This window comes from Streptomyces sp. NPDC001858, from assembly GCF_053594615.1.
Genome location: NZ_JBSFEV010000004.1, coordinates 402,636 through 423,495, shown reverse-complemented (window position 1 = coordinate 423,495; position 20,860 = coordinate 402,636). Strand labels below are relative to the sequence as shown.

General features: G+C 70.2%; 17 protein-coding genes, 1 tRNA gene and 1 riboswitch. Of the genes, 4 read left to right on the top strand and 14 right to left on the bottom strand.

All coding sequences use genetic code 11. The annotated features are described in order from the left end of the window. Positions 1-142 precede the first annotated feature (142 nt). A tRNA-Leu gene (locus tag ACWCPF_RS08570) sits at positions 143-226 on the bottom strand. 448 nt (positions 227-674) lie between these two features. Between ACWCPF_RS08570 and ACWCPF_RS08565 the strand changes: the two genes are divergently transcribed. After that, entirely contained in the window at positions 675-1,445 is a 771-nt protein-coding gene (locus tag ACWCPF_RS08565) for an ABC transporter ATP-binding protein (RefSeq protein WP_451044208.1), read from the top strand. Positions 1,446-1,530: 85 nt separating this feature from the next. After that, positions 1,531-4,059 (top strand): ABC transporter permease, encoded by a 2,529-nt coding sequence (locus tag ACWCPF_RS08560; protein WP_451044207.1) that lies wholly within the window; start codon positions 1,531-1,533, stop codon positions 4,057-4,059. A gap of 94 nt (positions 4,060-4,153) precedes the next feature. On the opposite strand, the gene ACWCPF_RS08555 is transcribed toward ACWCPF_RS08560, so the two are convergent. Continuing rightward, positions 4,154-5,443, bottom strand: coding sequence for a class I SAM-dependent methyltransferase (locus ACWCPF_RS08555; protein WP_451044206.1), 1,290 nt, complete (start codon positions 5,441-5,443; stop codon positions 4,154-4,156). 217 nt (positions 5,444-5,660) lie between these two features. Then, positions 5,661-7,061 carry an NAD(P)/FAD-dependent oxidoreductase gene (locus ACWCPF_RS08550; protein ID WP_451044205.1) on the bottom strand — a complete coding sequence of 467 codons (1,401 nt, stop codon included), beginning with the start codon at positions 7,059-7,061 and terminating at the stop codon, positions 5,661-5,663. Between the two features lie 563 nt (positions 7,062-7,624). Here ACWCPF_RS08550 and ACWCPF_RS08545 point away from each other — a divergent pair. Then, complete coding sequence (locus ACWCPF_RS08545) at positions 7,625-8,287, top strand: hypothetical protein (RefSeq protein ID WP_451044204.1); 663 nt, start codon at positions 7,625-7,627, stop codon at positions 8,285-8,287. Between the two features lie 157 nt (positions 8,288-8,444). On the opposite strand, the gene ACWCPF_RS08540 is transcribed toward ACWCPF_RS08545, so the two are convergent. The 10 genes from ACWCPF_RS08540 to ACWCPF_RS08495 all read right to left on the bottom strand — a co-directional run bounded on the left by ACWCPF_RS08540 (position 8,445) and on the right by ACWCPF_RS08495 (position 18,954). Beyond that, the gene (locus tag ACWCPF_RS08540; RefSeq protein ID WP_451044203.1) at positions 8,445-9,395 is read right to left on the bottom strand and encodes a Ppx/GppA phosphatase family protein; all 951 of its coding nucleotides are present in this window, start codon (positions 9,393-9,395) and stop codon (positions 8,445-8,447) included. 127 nt (positions 9,396-9,522) lie between these two features. Further along, a complete protein-coding gene (locus ACWCPF_RS08535) occupies positions 9,523-10,047 on the bottom strand; it encodes a DUF501 domain-containing protein (protein WP_451044202.1) in 525 nt (174 codons plus the stop codon). Between the two features lie 89 nt (positions 10,048-10,136). Beyond that, positions 10,137-10,613, bottom strand: coding sequence for an FtsB family cell division protein (locus tag ACWCPF_RS08530; protein ID WP_451044201.1), 477 nt, complete (start codon positions 10,611-10,613; stop codon positions 10,137-10,139). A 116-nt stretch (positions 10,614-10,729) separates the two neighbouring features. Beyond that, positions 10,730-12,016, bottom strand: coding sequence for a phosphopyruvate hydratase (gene eno, locus ACWCPF_RS08525; RefSeq protein WP_451044200.1), 1,287 nt, complete (start codon positions 12,014-12,016; stop codon positions 10,730-10,732). 404 nt (positions 12,017-12,420) lie between these two features. Further along, positions 12,421-13,119: a transglycosylase family protein gene (locus tag ACWCPF_RS08520; protein WP_451044199.1), complete on the bottom strand. Its 699-nt coding sequence runs from the start codon at positions 13,117-13,119 to the stop codon at positions 12,421-12,423. Between the two features lie 3 nt (positions 13,120-13,122). Beyond that, a riboswitch (cyclic di-AMP (ydaO/yuaA leader) is annotated at positions 13,123-13,292 on the bottom strand. 206 nt (positions 13,293-13,498) lie between these two features. After that, positions 13,499-14,566 carry a LysM peptidoglycan-binding domain-containing protein gene (locus tag ACWCPF_RS08515; protein WP_451044198.1) on the bottom strand — a complete coding sequence of 356 codons (1,068 nt, stop codon included), beginning with the start codon at positions 14,564-14,566 and terminating at the stop codon, positions 13,499-13,501. A gap of 189 nt (positions 14,567-14,755) precedes the next feature. Then, a complete protein-coding gene (locus ACWCPF_RS08510; protein ID WP_451044197.1) occupies positions 14,756-16,081 on the bottom strand; it encodes a cytochrome P450 family protein in 1,326 nt (441 codons plus the stop codon). Positions 16,082-16,236: 155 nt separating this feature from the next. Next, positions 16,237-17,220 (bottom strand): nucleoside triphosphate pyrophosphohydrolase, encoded by a 984-nt coding sequence (locus ACWCPF_RS08505; RefSeq protein ID WP_451044196.1) that lies wholly within the window; start codon positions 17,218-17,220, stop codon positions 16,237-16,239. Between the two features lie 113 nt (positions 17,221-17,333). Continuing rightward, entirely contained in the window at positions 17,334-17,981 is a 648-nt protein-coding gene (locus tag ACWCPF_RS08500) for a SurA N-terminal domain-containing protein (protein WP_451044195.1), read from the bottom strand. 142 nt (positions 17,982-18,123) lie between these two features. After that, positions 18,124-18,954 (bottom strand): glycoside hydrolase domain-containing protein, encoded by an 831-nt coding sequence (locus tag ACWCPF_RS08495; protein WP_451044194.1) that lies wholly within the window; start codon positions 18,952-18,954, stop codon positions 18,124-18,126. Between the two features lie 305 nt (positions 18,955-19,259). Here ACWCPF_RS08495 and ACWCPF_RS08490 point away from each other — a divergent pair, with 305 nt between their 5' ends. Then, complete coding sequence (locus ACWCPF_RS08490; RefSeq protein WP_451044193.1) at positions 19,260-19,682, top strand: hypothetical protein; 423 nt, start codon at positions 19,260-19,262, stop codon at positions 19,680-19,682. A gap of 70 nt (positions 19,683-19,752) precedes the next feature. On the opposite strand, the gene ACWCPF_RS08485 is transcribed toward ACWCPF_RS08490, so the two are convergent. Further along, positions 19,753-20,757, bottom strand: a complete 1,005-nt coding sequence (locus tag ACWCPF_RS08485) for an ArsR family transcriptional regulator (protein WP_451044192.1) — start codon at positions 20,755-20,757, stop codon at positions 19,753-19,755. Between the last annotated feature and the right edge of the window lie 103 nt (positions 20,758-20,860).

Sequence of the window (20,860 nt, the reverse complement as noted above, 5' to 3'; positions counted from 1 at the left end):
CGGTGCCGCGCGGACGTCGCCACGCAGCCGCTGTTCGCACAGTGAAGTTTCCTTCACTCCTTCTGGACGTGAGTCTGCGCCCGCACCCAGCCGGTGTCAACGCCTCGATGAAGGATGCGGCGATCGCCGAGAAAGTCGGAAGTGCCCAGAGCCGGACTTGAACCGGCACGCCCGCGAAGGGGCAGCGAGGTTTAAGCTCGCCGTGTCTGCATTCCACCATCTGGGCAGGCCGATGGGCTCCGCTTGAGCTTCCGACCCTATCGGGATCCGTCCCTCGAACAGCGGAACGGTGGACCGATGTTGTCTTATTTTATTGACGTCTGAGGGTGCATCAGCACTTGGAACTGGCCATCTGCACTTGCCAGTAGCCTGGCGCGCGGCAACCGCTTGCGTATGCGGAATGACGGAATTTCACCGTACGAACGAGGGTGCTCCACCGGTTCTTGACGAATCGCCTCTCGAACCGTCCCTCAGGGACCGGGGTCATCCCCAGGTATGACACGGCGGCACTCGGTCCGCCTCGAGTCTGCCTTCAGAACCGGGACAGCGACTGACTACACGGCGGCCGACGGCCGGAACGATGGATCACGTCTCCTCGAGACACCTCGCCGTGCACGAATCGCCGTGCACACAGCGCCGTACCCATTCCGCCGTCCCGACAGGAGCACGTTTCCGTGACGACCACCCCGCTCGCCGACCGGACCACCGCCGTGGCCGCACGTGCCACGGACCTGTCGAAGATCTACGGACAGGGCGAGACCCAGGTGGTCGCCCTCGACCGGGTCTCGGTCGACTTCAAGCAGGCCGAGTTCACCGCGATCATGGGGCCCTCCGGCTCCGGCAAGTCCACGCTGATGCACTGTGTGGCCGGCCTCGACAGCTTCTCCTCCGGCTCCGTGCGCATCGGCGACACCGAGCTCGGCTCGCTGAAGGACCGTCAGCTCACCAAGCTGCGCCGGGACAAGATCGGGTTCATCTTCCAGGCGTTCAACCTGCTGCCGACCCTCACGGCGATCGAGAACATCACCCTCCCGATGGACATCGCCGGCCGGAAGCCGGACAAGGAGTGGCTGGAGAACGTCATCCGGATGGTGGGGCTCGCCGACCGGCTCGGCCACCGGCCCTCGCAGCTGTCCGGAGGCCAGCAGCAGCGCGTGGCCGTGGCCCGCGCGCTGGCCTCCCGGCCGGACATCATCTTCGGCGACGAGCCGACCGGAAACCTCGACTCCCGCTCGGGCGCGGAGGTGCTGGGCTTCCTGCGCAACTCCGTGCGGGAGCTGGGCCAGACGGTGGTCATGGTGACCCACGACCCGGTGGCGGCGGCCTACGCGGACCGGGTGGTGTTCCTCGCGGACGGCCGGATCGTCGACGAGGTGTACCGGCCGACGGCCGACTCGGTCCTGGACCGGATGAAGCAGTTCGACGCCAAGGGCCGCACCAGCTGACCCCCGGATCCCCGACACGAGTCCCTTCAGGACTTCGCTTCAGCACCTCGCTTCAGGACTTCGACCCAGGACTGAGTAGACACACATGTTCCGTACCGCCTTGCGCAATGTGCTCGCGCACAAGGCCCGGCTCCTGATGACCGTGCTCGCCGTGATGCTCGGCGTGGCCTTCGTCTCGGGAACCCTGGTCTTCACCAACACGCTCTCCCACGCCCTCCAGAACAGCTCCGCCAAGGGCTTCGACCATGTCGACGTCGCCGTCACCGCCGGGTACGCGCCGGACGTCGGCGATCGCATCGTCAAGACCCCCGAGCTGACCCAGGCCATGGTGGAGCAGAGCGCGAAGGTCCCGGGCGCCGCGTCCGCGATCGGCGTCGTCACCGGCTTCACCGCCATCGCCGACAAGGACGGCAAGCTCATCGGCGGCGGCTTCCAGTCGCAGGGCGGCAACTACTGGGGCACGAAGGACGCCCGGTACCCGCTCGTCTCCGGGCGCGCGCCGCGCGGCACGGGCGAGGTCGTCATCGACGCGAAGACGGCCGAGCGGGGCGGGTACGAGGTCGGCGACACCGTGCGGCTCTCCGTCGACGGCCCCGTCCTCACCCCGAAGATCACCGGCCTCTTCACCACGGACGACGGCAACGTCGCCGCGGGCGGCAGCCTCGCCCTGTTCGACACGCCGACCGCGCAGACCCTGTTCGGCAAGGTCGGCACGTACGACGAGATCGACGTGCAGGCCGCGGCCGGCACCTCGCAGAGCGCGCTGCGGTCCGCGCTGGCCGCCGCGCTCCCCAAGGACCAGGTCGAGACCGTCACCGGCAAGGAGCTCGCCGACGACCAGGCGGTGACGATCGCCGCGTCGATGAGCGGGCTGAAGTCGGGACTGCTGGTGTTCGCCGGCATCGCCCTGTTCGTCGGCACCTTCATCATCGCCAACACCTTCACCATGCTGGTCGCCCAGCGCACCAAGGAGCTCGCGCTGATGCGGGCCGTCGGCGCCTCGCGGCGGCAGGTCACGCGGTCGGTGCTGATCGAGGCGTTCGTCGTCGGCACGGTCGCCGGGGTGACCGGGCTGCTCGCCGGCATCGGGATCGGCGCGGGACTGCGCGCGCTGCTGGGCACGCTGGGGGCGACCGTCCCCGACGGCCCGCTCGTCGTCTCGTCCGGCACGGTCGCCGCCGCCCTGGTCGTCGGCGTCGTCATCACCATGCTGGCGGCCTGGCTGCCCGGGCGCCGGGCCGCGAAGATCCCGCCGGTCGCCGCGATGAGCAGCGTGCACGCCGCCGCGACGACCAGGTCGCTGGTGCTGCGCAACACGCTGGGCGCGCTGTTCTCCGGGGCGGGCGTCGCCGTGGTCCTGGCCGCGACGACGATGGACGGCTCCGACGGCCAGGCCCCCATGGGCATCGGCGCGGGGCTGCTCATCATCGGCGTGTTCATCCTGACCCCGCTGCTGTCCCGCCCGCTGATCGCGGCCTCCGCGCCCGTCCTGCGGGTCTTCGGGGTGTCCGGCAAGCTGGCCCGGCAGAACTCGGTGCGCAACCCCCGCCGCACGGCGGCCACGGCCTCCGCTCTGATGATCGGCCTGACCCTGATCACCGGCATGACGGTGATGGCGGGCAGCCTCCAGCAGGCCATCGACAAGATGGCGTCCTCCGCGATCAAGGCCGACTACGTCGTGTCGATGGCGAACGGCAACGAGCTCTCCGCGGACATCGACGAGAAGCTGAAGGCCACCGACGGGGTGACCGCCACCAGCCCGATGCGCAACGCGCCCGCCCGCATCGACGGCACGACCGAGTACCTCACCGGCGTCACCGGCTCCACCATCGGCGAGCTGACCGACCTCGAGGTCGACGACGGCGTCTTCAAGGTGGCCGGCGCGCAGGTCGTCGTCGACGACGCCCTCGCCAAGACCCATGGCTGGAAGGCCGGTTCGACGTTCACGGCGCACTACGAGGACGGCGAGAAGCAGCAGCTGACGGTCGCCGGGGTCTACCAGGGCAACGAGCTGATCGACGGCATCCTCGTGGACAACGCGGCCCTCACCCCGCACCTGGCGGAGCCGACCGACATGCGGGTCATGGTCAAGACGTCCGGCGGCGCCTCGGACGGCACGAAGGACCGGCTGGAGCAGGCCCTGGGCACCAACCCGGCCATCAAGGTGCAGAGCAAGCAGGACCTCTCCGACGACATCGCCAAGATGTTCACCCTGCTGCTGAACATGCTCTACGGGCTGCTCGCGATGGCCGTGATCGTCGCCGTCCTCGGGGTCATCAACACCCTCGCGATGTCCGTCTTCGAGCGCTCCCAGGAGATCGGCATGCTGCGGGCCATCGGCCTGGACCGGCGTTCGGTCAAGCGGATGGTCCGGCTGGAGTCCCTGGTGATCTCGCTCTTCGGCGGGGTGCTCGGCATCGGCCTGGGCGTGTTCTTCGGCTGGGCGGCCGGTGAGCTGATCGGCACCAAGATGGCCACGTACGAACTCGTCCTGCCCTGGGGCCGGATGCTGCTCTTCCTGGTGCTGGCCGCCGGGGTGGGCATCCTGGCGGCCCTGTGGCCGGCCCGGCGCGCGTCCCGGCTGAACATGCTGGCGGCGATCAAGTCGGAGTAGCCACCGACCGGTCGGGGCCCCGTCGCGCGCTGCGGCGGGGCCCCTTCGCATGTGCCGTTCCGTCAGTTCAAGGCACGGTCAGTTCAAGGCACGGTCAGTTCCAGGTGCGGGAGCGCAGCGGCATCGCGGAGTCGCCCGAGTCGGCGGTGCGGACCGCCAGGACCTGGTTGACGCCGATGCGGTTGCGTTCGAAGGCCAGGGCGGAGGCGGCCATGTAGAGCCGCCAGACCCGGGCGCGGCCGGGGCCGGCGAGCTGGACGGCCCGCCGCCAGTCGGCCTCCAGCCGGGCGACCCAGCGGCGCAGGGTGAGGGCGTAGTGCTCGCGGATCGACTCGACGTCACGGACCTCGAAGCCGGCCCGTTCCAGGTGGCCGACCGTGGTGCCCACGGGGGCGAGTTCGCCGTCCGGGAAGACGTAGGCGTCGATGAACGAGTCCAGGTCGTACGCGGACTCGTCGCTGTGCGGGCGGCGGGCGATCTGGTGGTTGAGCAGCCGGCCGCCCGGCTTCAGGAGCGCGAACAGGACCTGCGCGTACTCCAGGTACTTCGCGGAGCCGACGTGTTCGGCCATGCCGATGGAGGAGATCGCGTCGTAGGGCCCGTCGGCGACGTCCCGGTAGTCCTGGACGCGGATCTCGACCCTGTCGGTGAGCCCGGCGTCGGCGACGCGCTTGCGGGCGTAGGCCGCCTGCTCGTGGGAGAGGGTGATCCCGACGACGTCCGCGCCGTGCTCGCGGGCCGCGTGGATCGCCAGCGAGCCCCAGCCGCAGCCGACGTCCAGCAGCCGGCGTCCGGGGGCCAGGTCCAGCTTGCGGCAGACGAGTTCGAGCTTGTCGCGCTGGGCGAGTTCGAGGGTGCCGTCCGCGGACTCCCAGTAGGCGCACGAGTAGACCATGGACGGGCCGAGGACGATCTCGTAGAAGTCGTTGCCGACGTCGTAGTGGTGGCTGATGGCGCGTCGGTCGGTGCGGCGGGTGTGCAGATGGCCGTGGCGCCGGACCTCCTCGCGCGGCGGGGCGGGCGGCAGCGGGGGCCCGGCGAGCTTCAGCAGGCCCCGGACGGCGGCCCGCACCTCCGGGTCGCGCAGCGCCTGGGCGAGCGTACGAGCGTCCTCCCCGCGCTCCCAGACGAGGCCGGAGACGAGGCCGAGGGCCGTGTAGAGGTCCCCCTCGATCTCCAGGTCGCCGGCCACCCAGGCGCGGGCGAGGCCCAGTTCGCCGGGCTTGAAGAGGAACCGGCGCAGGCCTCTGCGGTTGCGTACGACCAGGGTCGGCGCGTCGGGCGGACCGGCCTGCGAACCGTCCCAGGCGCGGACGCGCACCGGGAGCGGGACTCCCAGCAACTGTTCGACGAGGGCATGGAGCCGCGGCGCGGCGTCAGCCATGATGCACACCTCCGTGATGGTGATCCCGGAATGTCCTGTCACCACACGTAAACACGGAAGGCTGCGGAGTCCAGTCCCGCGCGCCCGTCACGACACGGCAAAATACATGCACACGACACGGGTTGCCGGGGACGGGCACGCCCCCGGGAACGCCGAAGGGGCCGCCCGCACCACGGATGGCGGGAGGCCCCTTCAGGGGTGTTTCAGCGACCGCAGGTCAAGAGGCCTTGGCCTTCTCGGTCTCGGTCTTCTCGGCGGCCGGCTTCGCGGCGACGGGCGCCGGCGCCGGCTTCGCGGCCTCGTAGAACTCGTCGCGCGGGTTCTCCATCGCGCCGAGCGACACGACCTCGCGCTTGAGGAACATGCCGAGCGTCCAGTCGGCGAAGACGCGGATCTTGCGGTTCCAGGTCGGCATCGCCATGCCGTGGTAGCCGCGGTGCATGTACCAGGCCAGCCGGCCCTTGACCTTGATCTTCATCTTGCCCATGACGACCATGGCGACGCCCTTGTGGAGGCCGAGGCCTGCCACCGCGCCCTTGTTGGCGTGCGCGTACTCCTTCTGCGGGAAGCCCCGCATACCGGAGATCACGTTGTCGCCGAGGACCTTGGCCTGCCGGAGCGCGTGCTGCGCGTTCGGCGGGCACCAGGCGTTCTCGACGCCGGCCTTGCGGGCGGCGACGTCGGGGACCTGGGCGTTGTCGCCGGCGGCCCAGATGTAGTCGGTGCCCTGGACCTGGAGGGTCGGGGCGGTGTCGACGTGACCACGCGGGCCCAGCGGGAGGCCGTAGCGGCTCAGCACCGGGTTCGGCTTGACGCCGGCCGTCCACACGATCGTGTTGGAGTCGACCTCCAGGCCGTTCTTCAGCACGACGTGGCCGTCGACGCAGGAGTCCATCGAGGTGGAGAGGTAGATCTCCACGCCGCGGCTCTCCAGGTGCTCCTTGCCGTACTGGCCGAGCTTGGGGCCGACCTCGGGAAGGATCTTGTCGGCGGCGTCGACGAGGATGAAGCGCATGTCCTCGCGGGACACCGTCGTGTAGTACTTGGCCGCGTCGCGGGCCAGGTCCTCGACCTCGCCGATGGTCTCCGCACCGGCGAAGCCGCCGCCGACGAAGACGAAGGTGAGCGCCTTGCGGCGGATCTCCTCGTCGGTCGTGGAGTCGGCCTTGTCGAGCTGCTCGAGGACGTGGTTGCGCAGGCCGATGGCCTCCTCGACGCCCTTCATGCCGATGCCCTGTTCGGCGAGGCCGGGGATCGGGAAGGTGCGGGAGACCGCGCCGAGCGCGATCACCAGGTAGTCGAAGGGCAGCTCGTACGCCTCGCCGACCAGCGGGGCGATCGTGGCGACCTTGCGGTCCTGGTCGATGGTGGTGACCCGACCGGTGAGCACCTCCGCCTTGGGCAGCACGCGTCGCAGCGGGACGACGACGTGGCGCGGGGAGATGCTGCCGGCGGCGGTTTCGGGGAGGAAGGGCTGGTAGGTCATGTACGACCGGGGGTCGACGACCGTGACGGTCGCCTCGCCGTAGCGCATCTTCTTGAGAATGCGCCGAGCTGCGTACAGGCCTACGTACCCACCGCCTACTACGAGGATCCTGGGACGCTCCGTGGTGCTCATGCCATCGAGTATCCACCCGCTCCAGGGGGGTCGCTCGTGCGCCCCTTCACAAGCTTGTGGAGGGTGTGTGCTATCCTCCGCCGCTCGCGTGATCCAGGTCATGGCGCGGGAAGGCAACCCGCGTGTAGGGAATCGCGTTGTCAATGCCGCGTGAGCTGCCTCTCCGGGTCCGGAAGGCCCCCGTGAGGACCCCGCGAAACGGCTCCCCGAGACCCCCGCGATACGTCCGCGCCCGCCTCTTTTGAACACGTTCACACGGGTACTCGGGCCCCGGAAGGGTCAACGGGGACGCCCGCGTCCTCCGACAGGGCCGAATTCCTTGTGAAGAACTTCACGAACTTTCCGGACGGGGTGCCGTGGAGAACCGTTTCGGGCCGTCAGGACGGCCCCCCGGCACGCTCATACGTCCTTCGACCTGCTCAGCAGAGTAGCCCCACCCCAGCGAAAACGAGGCCCGAGCGAAGGCGCGAGCCAGCCCCGGCGAGGGTTTCGCCGACACCCGGTGCGGCGAGAACAGCAGTACGAAACGAGCGCGCAGGTACCACAGTGGGGGGCTGAGTACCGTGGCCGAGGATCGAGCCGACGCGAGCACACGCGACGGGGGCACACGCGACGCGAGCAGACGCGACGGGGGCTGGTTCGCGAGAGGCAACCAGGCGGCGTGGATCGGCGCCGTGGGCGTCCTGCTCGCCGCCCTGGTCGGCGTCGGAGTGCCCGTCCTGCTCTCCTCCGGGGACGACGACTCAGACGGGGCCGCAGCCCCCACCGCACCGACGACGCCCTCCACCGCGCCCCCCGCATCGACGCCGCTCCCGTCCTCCTCTCCGCCCCCGCCGACTCCCTCCCCGACCTCGGCGGGAAGCGAGCGCTGGCGCGGCACGCTGGTGTTCGACTCGCAGAGCAAGGAACTGGACGGCGAACAGCCCGTCACCCGCAAGTACCAGGCGGGCGACCTGGAGATCAGCGGCTGGCGCGATCACTACTCGATCAGGGGCCTGGGGGCGACCGTGATCTCGCTCTGGCCGGCCGACGCGGCCGCCCTGCCCGGCTACCAGGACTGCGCGGACACCGTCGACGCGGAGGGAGTAGACGACCATCCGCTCGCCAAGGGCATGGTGGTGTGCGTACGCACCAGCGAGGGCAACGTCGCCCGTCTCAGCCTCGTCTCGCTCCCCGGCGAGGGCTCCAGGGCCACGTTCGACGCGGTCGTCTGGACCGCGGAGTGATCCCTGGGCCTGACAGAGGCTCAGCCGCCGGCCTGAGCGCTCCGCCGGAAGTGCCGCGATGTGCCGCGATGTGCCGTCGTTCCGCTGCGGCGCCGTCGTGGCCGGTCGCGCAGTTCCCCGCGCCCCTTCAAAGCGCAGCCGACTTCGCCCGACCCGCCTAGACGCCCTCCGCCACCTTGAAGGCGATGCCGTCGAGGATGTCGTGCTCGCTCACCACAACCTCCTCCGCGCCGATCCGCTCCATGATCGACAGCAGGACCAGCGCGCCCGCCGCGATCACGTCCACCCGGCCCGGGTGCATCGAGGGGACCGCCGCGCGCTCGGCGTGGGTGGAGCGCAGCAGCCACTCGGTGATCTCGCGGACCTTGTCGTGGGAGACCCGGGAGTGGTGGATGGCCGCCGAGTCGTACGCGGGGAGGTGCTGAGCGATCGCCGAGATCGTGGTGACCGAGCCGGCCAGACCGACCAGGGTGCGCGCCTCGCGCAGCGGGACCGTCTCCTCGGCGAGGTCGAGCGCGGCCTCGATGTCGGCGCGCATCGCCGCGATCTGCTCCTGCGCGGGCGGGTCGCTGATCTCCCCGTCCACGACCAGGTGCCGTTCGGTCATCCGCACACAGCCGACGTCGACCGAGCGCGCGGCGCGCACGTGCTCGTCGCCCACGACGAACTCCGTCGAGCCGCCGCCGATGTCCACCACCAGGTAGGGCTTGACGAGGTCCTCGCGGCCCGTGAGCTCCCTGGTGGCCCCGGTGAAGGAGAACTCGGCCTCCTGATCGCCGGTGACGACCTCGGGTTCGACGCCCAGGATGTCGAGCACCCCGCGCACGAAGTCGTCGCGGTTCTCCGCGTCCCGGGAGGCGGAGGTGGCGACGAAGCGCAACCGCTCCACGCCGTGCTCCTTGATGACGGCCGCGTACTCCCGGCAGGCCGCGAAGGTCCGCTCCAGCGCCTCGGGAGCGAGCCGCCCGGTGCGGTCCACCCCCTGCCCGAGGCGGACGATGATCATGCGCCGGTCCAGGTCGACGAGCTCCCCGGTCTCCGGGTCGACATCGGCGACGAGAAGACGAATGGAGTTCGTACCGCAGTCGATGGCGGCGACGCGGGTCATGTGGGTCCTCCGAACTTGCGGAACTTGTCAGCGCCGGCCGGCATCTCCAGCCCGTCCGGCGTTTGAGGACGAGGCCGTTCAGGCCGAAGCGGGGGCCTGGGGGCGGCAGCCCCCGGAGACGGGACGCTCACGCGTCGGAGGCGAGCGTCACGCAAGCCCCCTTGCGCCACCACTCCGGCAGCATCGCCAGCGCCTCGTCCCCGAGCGGATTCACGCCCGGCCCGGCGGCCAGCGAGTGCGCGACCAGCACATGCAGGCACTTCACCCGGTCCGGCATGCCGCCCGCGCTGGGGAAGTTCTTCAGCTCCTCGATCTCGTCGCGGCGCCGGATGTAGTCCTCGTGCGCCGCGCGGTAGGCGGCGGCGAGCTCCGGGTCGGTCGTCAGCCGATCCGTCATCTCCTTCATCACGCCGTTGGCCTCCAGCGTGCCGATCGCCGAGTTGGCCTTCGGGCACGTCAGGTAGTACAGCGTCGGGAAGGGCGTGCCGTCGGGCAGGCGCGGCGCGGTCTCGACGACGTCCGGCTGTCCGCACGGGCAGCGGTGCGCGATCGCGCGCAGGCCGCGCGGCGGGCGTCCGAGCTGCTGCTTGAAGGCCTCGACGTCCGCGTCGGTGGGCTCGGTGCGCGGGGTGGTCGGCGGGGCAGTTTCCATGCCGGTACGAAAATCCCTCTGTCAGTTCAATGCTGTCACTGGTGTCGCTGATATCGCTGGTGTCGCTGCTGTCACTGGTGCCGCTGCTGTCACGGGGAGGCGGCGTCCGACTTGTCGACGCCGTCCCAGACATTCGCGTACCAGGGGCGGTCGGCCGCCCCGAGGTCGGCGCGCGACTGCTTGGCCGCGTCCGGGTCGATCACGACGTAACCGGTCTCGCCGGGCAGGACGTAGTGCAGCCGCAGCCGGATCTGCTGCTCGGCGTAGGCGTCGTCCTGCCAGCGTGCCTTGAGGTCGCGCAGTTGCTCGACGCGCTCGCTGGCCTGCTGCTTCTCGCGTTCCAGGGCGGCGATGTCGGCGCGCTGGGAGACGTACTGGCGCATCGGGTAGGCCAGGGCCACGATCAGCGTGCACAGGACCAGCGCCAGCAGGGCCGCACGGCCGGTGAGGCGGGAGCGGCGGGCCTGGCGCTTGGTCTGGGAGCGGTAGACCCGGGCCGCGGTCTGCTCGCCGAGCAGCTTGATCCTGGTCGCGGTGGAGAAACGGTCCCGGTCCTTCACGGCCATCGGTCTTCCCCGCCTCCCGCTCTCACACGTGCGTACGTCCCCGCACACGGTACGGGACCGGATACGGGGACGTACGTACGACGCCTCTTACGAAGCGATGGGTCAGCCCTTGAAGCTCAGCCCTTGAAGCGCGGGAACGCGCTGCGGCCGGCGTACACGGCGGCGTCGTCGAGGATCTCCTCGATGCGCAGCAGCTGGTTGTACTTGGCGACGCGGTCCGAGCGGGCCGGGGCGCCGGTCTTGATCTGACCGCAGTTCACGGCGACGGCGAGGTCGGCGATGGTGACGTCCTCGGTCTCGCCGGAGCGGTGGGACATCATGCACTTGAAGCCGTTGCGCTGGGCGAGCTCGACGGCGTCCAGGGTCTCGGTCAGCGAGCCGATCTGGTTCACCTTGACGAGCAGGGCGTTCGCGGAGCCCTCCTCGATGCCGCGGGCCAGGCGCTCGGGGTTGGTGACGAAGAGGTCGTCGCCGACGATCTGGACCTTGTCGCCCAGCCGCTCGGTGATGACGTTCCAGCCGGCCCAGTCGTCCTCGTACAGCGGGTCCTCGATGGAGACCAGCGGGTACGCGGAGACGAGCTCCTCGTAGTACTCGGTCATCTCGGCGGCCGAGCGGGACTTGCCCTCGAACTCGTACTTGCCGTCCTTGTAGAACTCGGACGCGGCGACGTCGAGCGCAAGCGCGATCTGCTCGCCGGGGACGTAACCGGCCTGCTTGATGGCCTCGACGATGAGGTCGAGGGCGGCGCGGTTGGACTCCAGGTTCGGGGCGAAACCGCCCTCGTCGCCGAGGCCGGTGGACAGGCCCTTGGTCTTCAGCACCTTCTTGAGGGTGTGGTAGACCTCGGCGCCCCAGCGCAGGGCCTCGGAGAAGGACTCCGCGCCGATCGGGGCGATCATGAACTCCTGGATGTCCACGTTGGAATCGGCGTGCGAGCCGCCGTTCAGGATGTTCATCATCGGCACCGGCAGCAGGTGCGCGTTGGGGCCGCCCAGGTAGCGGAACAGCGGCAGGTCGCTGGCCTCGGAGGCGGCGTGGGCCACGGCGAGCGAGACGCCGAGGATGGCGTTGGCGCCCAGGGAGCCCTTGTTGTCGGTGGCGTCCAGGTCGAACATGGCCTGGTCGATCAGGCGCTGCTCGGTGGCGTCGTAGCCGACGAGCTCCGGGCCGATCTGCTCGATGACGGCGAGGACGGCCTTCTCGACACCCTTGCCGTGGTAGCGGTTGGGGTCACCGTCGCGAAGCTCGATGGCCTCGAAGGCACCGGTGGAGGCGCCGGACGGAACGGCGGCACGACCCGTGCTGCCGTCGTCGAGGCCGACCTCGACCTCGACCGTGGGGTTGCCTCGGGAGTCCAGGATTTCCCGGGCTACGACGACGTCGATGGACGGCACGAGCATCTCCTTCTTGGGATGTGACGCTGGTTGTGCGGGGCGGGTGGGCCGCGATGGGCCCGCGCCGAGCCTTGCGACTAGAGCCTAACCGCCTTCGGGGCGTCGGCAGCCGACCGACCGTCCCGTGGACAAACTGACCGTACCCATTGTTCACACACGGAACAAAGGGAGCGGTCGCCAAAGACCAACAGGAAGTTGCCAACTGGCGAACGAAGCGGGCAGGGGAGGCAGGCAAAGAGAAACCCCGCTCCGGTGCGTACGGGGGAACACGCACCGGAGCGGGGAGCCCGTGGGGACGGGGGGACCCTCACGAGGTCTTCAGTGTGCCGACCTCGCCTGTGAGGGCGCTGTGACTTCCCCGGGAGCCGGGTGTCACTTCAGGAGCCGGAGCTCGGTCCAGGAGCCGGAGCTCACTTCAGGTGCAGCTGCTGGCCCGGGAAGATGAGGTCGGCGTCGTCGACGATGTCCTTGTTCAGCTCGAACAGCTTCTGCCAGCCGCCGGCGACCTTGTGCTGCTCGGCGATGGAGCTGAGGGTGTCGCCCTTGACGACCTTGTACTCGCCGTCGCCCTTCTCGACCTTCTTGCCGGTCGGGGTGGTGACCGTCTTGGATGCGGCCGGACGCTCGGCCGAGCGGGAGGCGCTCTGCTCCTCGGTCGAACGGGTGTCGGCGCTGCTCGACGAGCTGGAGGAGCTGGAGCCGGAGGCGGCGGAGTCGGCGCTGCCGCCGTTGTAGGCGGCGTTGGACAGGCCCGTGCCGCAGACCGGCCAGGCGCCCTTGCCCTGGCCCGCGAGGACCTTCTCGGCGACGGTTATCTGCTGCGCCTTGGAGGCCTGGTCGGCCTGCGCGGCGTACTGCGTACCGCCGTACGCGGCCCAGGTGGAGGCGGAGAACTGCAGGCCGCCGTAGTAGCCGTTGCCGGTGTTGATGGACCAGTTGCCGCCGGACTCGCACTGGGCGACCGCGTCCCACTCGGCGGCGGTGGCGGCGGAGGCGTTGCCGGCCGCCATCAGCGGGGCGGCGATGGCGACACCGGTGACGCCGGCCAGCGCGGCGACGCGGGTGGCCCTGGACGGACGGCGGTGCTTGCCCTTGACGGAAAACAGCATGGTGGATCCCCTCACCGACGCCTGCGAGGTGAGCTGTCGGGTTCGGGCCGTGTGAGTTGCCCGGCCACTCCTCCGTGGGAGGCGTGGCTTCACCCCAAGCCGGATCCGGCGTCAACCGCTGGTTCCGGCGCTTACCTTGGGTCCCCCGCTCCTGCCTACGGCGCTTGACGCGACGACTGTTCCCGGGCGGCCACTGGCAGGACTCGGCGTTGCGACGACCGGGGCTCGGATTGCCGAGCGGCCTTGACCGTAGCCACGCGATCCGCGGAATTTCAAAGACGATCAGGGCTTCTGAGACTCATCCCACACTTTCACCAAACCGGACATTCTGGAGCGAAGTATGACGTGAACTCCCGGCGTTTTTCGGTGCGTTCCTGCCCTATTGGACCGCCGTGTCGAGGGTCTGACCGGGGGCGATGCCGTTCGGGTCGGCGCCGATGAGGTCCCGGTTCTCGGCGTAGAGGGCCCGCCATCCGCCGTCGATGTCAAGGGAGTCGGCGATGGAGGCAAGGGAGTCGCCTTCCTGCACCACATAGGTGACCGCGGCGTGCCGGCCGGCGGAAGCGGCGGAGAGAGCGCTCACGGCGGTGTCGGCCGCAGCGGTGTCGGCCGTGTCGGTGGCGCTCTTCGTCGTGGGGGCCGCGCTCTCGTCGGCGGTCGCGCCGCGGTGCTTGCCGGAGCCGAGCGAGCCGGTGTCGACGAGGCTCCAAGAGCCCGCCTCCTGGACCGAATTGCCCGAGTCGCCCGAATCGCCCGCACCCGAGGCCGACGAGGGGGAGCCGTCGGTCCCGGCGGGGTCGCCCGTGACGGAGGACGAGGGGGACGAAGGAGATGAAGGAGACGAAGGGGACGTCGTGGGCGAACCGGAGGAATCAGCGGACGAGTCGGGCGACTCCGGCGATCCCGCCGAACCGCTGTCGGCGCTCGACGAGCCCGAAGCGTCCGAGGAGCCCGAAGAGCCGGAGGAATCCGAGGAGTCGCCGCCCAGCCCCTTGGACAGGTCGGACAATCCGGACGACGAAGACGAGTCGGACGAGTCGTCCGCCACGCCGGTGTCCACGGCCAGCGCGCCGTTCTCCTGGGTGAGTCCGGAGGTCAGCCCGCAGGTGCCCCACGCGCCGATGTTCTCGGCGGCGAGCAGCTTCTGCGCCACGGCGATCTGCTGGTTGCGGCTGGCCAGATCGGCGCTCGCCGCGTAGTCGAGCCCGCCGTACGTCTCCCATTCCTTCTGGGTGAGGCTCAGGCCGCCGTGCTCGCCGCCCTTGTCGGCGCTCCACGAGCCGCCGGTCTCGCACTGCGCCACCTTGTCCCACACCGTGCCCTCGGCGGCGCTCGCGCCGGAGGCGGCCAGCAGCGGGATGGCGATGGCGGACCCGGTCACTCCGGCCGCGACGAGGAGGGCCGGAGCCTGACGGGGGCGACGATGACGACCGTTCCCGGAGAGCATGCGAGGGCCTTTCTCTGGACAGCAGTAACCGGCGCGACGCGTGCGACTGACATATCGCGCTGACGAGTGAACGTATCGGCATACGATCACTTGTCACAAGTTCATGCCGCGCAGATCACGTGAAGATCACAGAGTTGAGGGTCGGTCACCTTTGCTTCGCCGCACGGTCACACTACGGCTGACATCCGATCAGATACGCACGGAACTGAACTCGACCGGAAGCGTCCGCAGCCCGCGCATGATGAGCCCGCCACGCCATCTCAACTGGGCCGGGTCCACGGCCAGTCGGAGGTCGGGCAGCCGGGTGAGCAGCGCGGCCAGCGCGGTCTGGCCCTCCAGCCGGGCCAGCGGAGCGCCCAGGCAGTAGTGGAGGCCGTGGCCGTAGCCGAGGTGTTGATTGTCACGGCGGGACAGGTCGAGGCGGTCGGGGTCGGCGAAGCGGGCCGGATCGCGGTCGGCGGCCGCCAGGACGACGAGGACGGGGTCGCCCGGCGCGATGTCCTGCCCGCCGAGGCTGAGCGGCTCGGTCGCGAACCGCCAGGTGGCGAGCTCCACGGGGCCGTCGTAGCGCAGCAGTTCCTCGACGCCGGTCTCCAGGAGGGTGCGGTCGCCGTCGTCCTCGGTCAGCGACCGCTGGAGACGTTCGCGCTGCTCGGGGTGGGTGAGGAGGGCGTAGGTGCCGTTCCCGATGAGGTTGACGGTCGTCTCGAAGCCCGCGAACAGGAGGATGAAGGCCATGGCCGCGGCCTCGTTCTCGGTGAGGTGCTCGCCGTGGTCGGAGGCGCGGATGAGGCCGGAGATGAGGTCCTCGCCGGGCGCGGGCTCGGCCGGCAGCTCCGCGCGCTTGCGGTGGATGAGCTCCAGCAGATAGCCGCGCATCTTCTTCACCGACCGCGCGACCCCGCCCCGCGGCCCTCCGCCGTGCCGGATCATCATCCCGGCCCAGTCGCGGAAGTCGTCCTGGTCCTCGCGGGGGACGCCCAGGAGGTCGCAGATGGCGTAGATGGGGAGCGGGAAGGCGAAGTCGTGGATGAGGTCGGCCTCGCCGTCGGCCGCGAACCGGTCGATGAGCTGATCCGTCAACTCCTGTACCCGTGGCGCGAACTCGGCGACCCGGCGGGGGGTGAACGCCTTGCTGACGAGCCGGCGCAGCCGGGTGTGGTCCGGCGGGTCGATGTTCAGCAGATGCGTCATCAGCTCGGCCTTGCGCTCACCGGGGATGCCGGTCTTGCCCTTGGCGTGCGCGGGTTCGTCGTGATGCGCGGGGTTCTTGGAGAGCCGCTGGTCGGCGAGCGCCTGCTTCGCGTCGCCGTAGCGCGTGACCAACCAGGCCTCGACGCCGCTGGGCAGTTCGGTCCGATGCACGGGCGCGTGCTCCCGGAGCCAGGCGTAGGCGGGGTAGGGGTCGGTGGCGAACTCCCAGGTGAAGAGTTCCGGGGCGGGCGGGGCGTCGGGCAGGGCATCGGGCCGGTCGTCGGGCCGGGCGTCCGCCGTGGGGTGGGGCTGGTCGGTCACTCCTTGACGGTAGCGGTGTTCACGACGAGCGCCTGCGCCTCGCATCGGTGTTCGCGGTGAGCGCCGCGCGCACCGGGGCGCAGCGGCCGGCTCAGGAACTCACCTGTTCGCCTGCGCACCTGCGCACCTGCGCACCTGCGCACCTGCTCACGTGACTACTCCTGCACGCCTTCGGCGCCCCTGATCGCGTCCCGGTAGGCGCGGGCCGCCGCTCTCAGCGCCGCCTCCGGATCCACGCCCTCGGCCTCCGCCCGGGCCGCCAGGGCGAGCAGTTCGTAGCCGATGCCGTCGGAGGCGGGGAGGGGCACCTCCAGTCCGGCCGTCCGCACGCGCGACGACAGCTTCGCCGCGAGCGCGAGGCCCGGCTGACCGAGGGGGACGCCGTCCGTCACCGACTCCCGCTGCTTCTCTATCGCCTTCGTGCGCAGCCAGTGCGCCTTGACCTCCTCCGGGGTCGTGGCCGTCTCGTCGCCGAAGACATGGGGATGGCGGTGGATGAGCTTGGCGACGATCGTGCCCGCGACGTCGTCGATGGAGAACGGGGAGTCCGGGTCCTCCTCCGCGATCCGGGCGTGGAAGACGACCTGGAGCAGGACGTCGCCCAGTTCCTCGCGGAGTTCGTCGCGGTCGCCGTCCTCGATCGCCTCGACGAGTTCGTAGGACTCCTCGATGCCGTACTTGGCGAGACCCTTGTGGGTCTGCTGCGACGACCACGGGCACTCGGCGCGGATGCGGTCCATGACCTGGACGAGGTCGAGGAGCCGGGCGCCGGGGAGGTCGTAGGAGGCGGGGAGCAGCTCCAGCTCGGGCATCGCCACGCGGCCGGAGCCGGCCAGCCGGGCCAGGCCGTCGGTGAGGGCCGGTTCGCCCTCGCCGGTCGCCACGACCACCACCGTGCCGCCGTCGGCACAGGCGGCGATCAGTTCCTCGGCGGTCGGGGAGATCTCCTCGACCGCAAGGCCCGCGTCGCGCAGATAGGGCAGCTGCGGATGCGCGCCGTCCGCGCACAGCACCCGGTCCGCCGCGCGCAGCGTCTGCCAGGCGGGCCAGGACAGCAGGCCGGGGGCGACGCGATGGCTGGTGGTGAGCAGGACGACGCGGCCGGGGTCGTCGACGGCGGCGGAGCTGGTTGCGTTCACCCCTCGAACGTAACGCACGCCACCGACAGCCCCGCGATCATTCGCACGGACGTTCCATCGGACGTTCCATCGGACGCTCCGTCACGTCGTCGCATCGCCGTATCACCGTGCCGTCACGTCGTCGTCTGGGTCCCCGACGCGGTGACCTCTCGTACCCACGGCGTCTTCGCGTCGACGCGGGCCACTTTCTGCGCGTCCCAGTCGCCGTAGCGCGGGTTGAGGTCGACGCCGAGGGCCTTGGACGCCTTGGACAGCGCGCTCCAGAAGGCCGGCTGGCTGGTGTCCGTGCCGAGGCCGGTGGCGAGTTTCTGCGCCTCCAGCTGGAGGCGCAGGTTCTCGTCGAGACGCTGCGGCGGGATGCCGTACTGCTGAAGCCAGGCCGTCTCCAGGCCCTGCGCGCCGCCCGCCTGCTGTTCCAGGCCGGCCCGCAGCGCCTGCACCTCGCGGGGGGTGACGGTGACGCCCGCGTCCTCGGCCGCGCGGTGCAGCACCCGGTCCAGGACCATGCCGTGCAGGGTGTCCCGGGTGAGGGTGCCGGTCTGGGCGACGGCCTGCGCGTACTGCGCGTCGTCGGTGACCGCGGCGCGCTGGGCCGTGCGCACCTCGTTCACCCGGCTCTCCAGCTGGGCGACGGTGATCCGCTGGCCGCCCACGACGGCCGCCGCGCCGGGATGCGCGTCGTTCCCGCAGGCGGTCAGGAGGGGGGCGGCCGCGATCGCGGCGGACAGCAGGAGCGCGGTGCGACGACGACGGCGGTGCAAGGAAGCCTCCCGAGGAGATTGTGCGACGGGGCACAAGGTCTTGCGGTGATCGATGGTAGGCAGTGGGGCGGCTGGGGCCAACCCATTCGACCAACGATTCACCAGGACTTCCGGCACCGCCGCGCCCCGCGGGTGGTGTGGTTCAGCCGATGATGGCGACCGGGGCGTCCCACGCGTCGCGGTCCACGGTGATCGTGTAGCCGCCGCGGGTCTCCTTGCTGTTGACCATGTACTGGTGGCCTCGGCTGTGGTTCGTGTACTGGGTGGCGCCCCACGGCCAGTCCGTGGTCGTGGTGTTCTTGTTGTCCCACAGCGCGTACCACAGGTTGCCCGGCAGGTCCGTCTTGTTCGTGGCGGTGGCGATCGCCTTGGCGCTGGAGCTGCTGAAGCCGTAGTAGCCGGCGCGGTACGTCTTGGCGCGCAGCGTCTTGGTGAAGGAGCGGACATACGTCAGCACGGCGTCGTTGCACGCCTTGTCCGTGATGTCGTAGGGCTCCATGTCGAGGTAGATCGGGCTGCCGGCCTTCATGCCGAGCGCGGCGGACTTGGCGACCGCGTCCGCGCCGTCGGTCGCGCCGAGGGAGGCGGCCGTGGCGGCGGTGAGCTTCTCGGGGCTGGAGCCGGTCTGGCAGAACGGCTGGGCGCCGACGTAGATCGGGATGAGCTTCATCCCGGTCGCGTTGACCGACTTCACCCAGGAAGCGGTCAGGTTGGGCTGGTTGCAGCCCCGGTTCTTGCCGCCGACGTAGACGGCCGCGGCCCCGTAGAAGCCGTTGCTCTTCCAGGCCTTCATCGCGGCCAGCGAGGGCGCGGTGCAGGTGTCGAACGCGGTGCCGGTGTACGTCTTCTGCGCGGGCCAGACGGTGGCCGCCATCGACGTCTGCGCCGCTATCCCGGCCCCCGCGAGGACGGCCGCGCCGGCCACGCCCCACGTGATGTATCTGCGCTTTCTGGACTGCCGGTGCTCGGCCATCCCCCACCCCATCGTTCGTTTACGTCTTCGTCTGTGTCTTCGTGCGTGTCTTCGTGCACGTCTTCGTGCGTGTCCTGGTGTGTGCCGCGCTGAAGTCCCCTGTTCCGGAGCGACGATACGGTCTCGACTCGACGTACCGGACCGGACCGGAAACGGATCGCACCGTAACCCGCGGCGCCCCTGCGCCCGGGAAACACAGGTCCCACAGAGCGACAAGATTCGCTCATGTCACAGTAAAGAAGCGAGGCCCTGGCACGGCCTGACGGTGTCCTACTCTTGCCCCCTGGTGACTTGGGGGGCGACACATGACGATGCCGACGACTGCGACGACGGCTACGGGCTCGGAGAGACGGCTCGAAGCCGGCTGGTTCCAGCGGCTCGCCTGGGTGGTCCTGGTGTGGGGCTCGCTGGGCTTCCTGGTCTGGCTGCCCTTCCTGTACGTGGCGATCCGCCGCCGGCTCGCCTCCGACTGGGCGGCCTTCGCCTCGTTCACGCTGTACGAGTGCGTGGTCCTGGTCTGGGCGGCGGTCTCGAAGAACGACGACGCGGACCTCGTCCTGGGCATCACCGTGCTGGTGACCCTGCTGACGGCGACGATGCTGCTGCTGTTCGCGATGTTCGACAAGCGGGCGTGGGCCACGGGCCCGTCGACCGGCCTGGCGACCGGCCCGGCATACGGAACGGGCCAGCCGAACCCCTACCAGCAGGGGTACCCGTACGGGCAGTGACCCGTGCCGGAGCGAAGTTCAGGAGCGGGGTTTCGTTGCGGTGTTCCGGAGCGGTGTTCCGGAACGGTGTTCAGAACGTCGCGGCCTCGTCGGGCCGGCTCGATTCGGTCAGTCGGTCGCCGAGGTGGCTGCGTCTGTACAGGACCCGGCGTCCGTCGCGTGCCCGGGTGACGAGCCCCGTCGCGTGGAGCACGCGCAGCTGCTGGGACACGGCGCTCGGCGTCACCCGGAGGCGGCGGGCGATCTCGACCGTGGCGAGCGGCTCTTCGAGCAAGGTGAGCAGTCTTGCCCTGGGTGCGCCCAGCAGTGCCGTGAGGGCCGTCGCGTCGGCGGCCGGCGGTGTGGCCCACAGGGTGGCCACACCCCGGCTCGGATAGACGAGCCGGGGCGGCTCTTCCGGACCGACCGGAGGCGCCGGTTTGTGCGCGAACACGGACGGCAGGAGCAGCAGACCACGGCCGGACGCGGCGACGCGATGCCTGCCGATCATCTTGTCGATGTGCAGGACGCCGTCGTGCCAGCGCACGTTCGGGTGCATGTCCGCGAACAGCAAGCGGGCCCCGCCCACCGCCAGTTGCCGCGCCCGGTAGGTCATGTCGGCTTCGAGAAGCAGCCGCATCCGCCGCCACTCCGGCTCGATGGCCGCCTCCCAGAACTGCCGCAGCAGCTCGCACACGGCATCACGTAGTCCGAGGACGGATGCGTCGTCGGCCGCAGTGGCGTCGTGCAGAGGTGCGGGAAGCCGGTCGGGGGCATGTGCGGTCACCAGGTCATGGCGCACCCGCGCGGGGGACGCCTGGCGGACTACGGCCAGCTGCTCCGCGAAGGTCGGCGCGAAGCCCGTGGGCTGCGGGGTCAGGAAGTCGGGGATCGTGCGCCTGCGGGCAACCAGGGACATCAGCAGCCCGGTGTCGAGGGCGCCGATCCTGCCGAGCACTGCCCTGCGCCACGGGAGGTGCAGCGCGGACAGCCCCGGATCCTGGAGGACCCGTAGGCTGAGCAGAGTCTCGTGCACGGGCGACAGGGCGAAGCGCGTGTCCGCGAGGTCCTCGACACCCAGCACAAAGCTGATCATTAAGCGAGAAGCTACATCGATTGGCGACGCAACGTCGATGCCGTGGACTTCCGGCATGACACACACACCTCCTCCTTCACGTCGTCACCTCTACGTCGCCGGC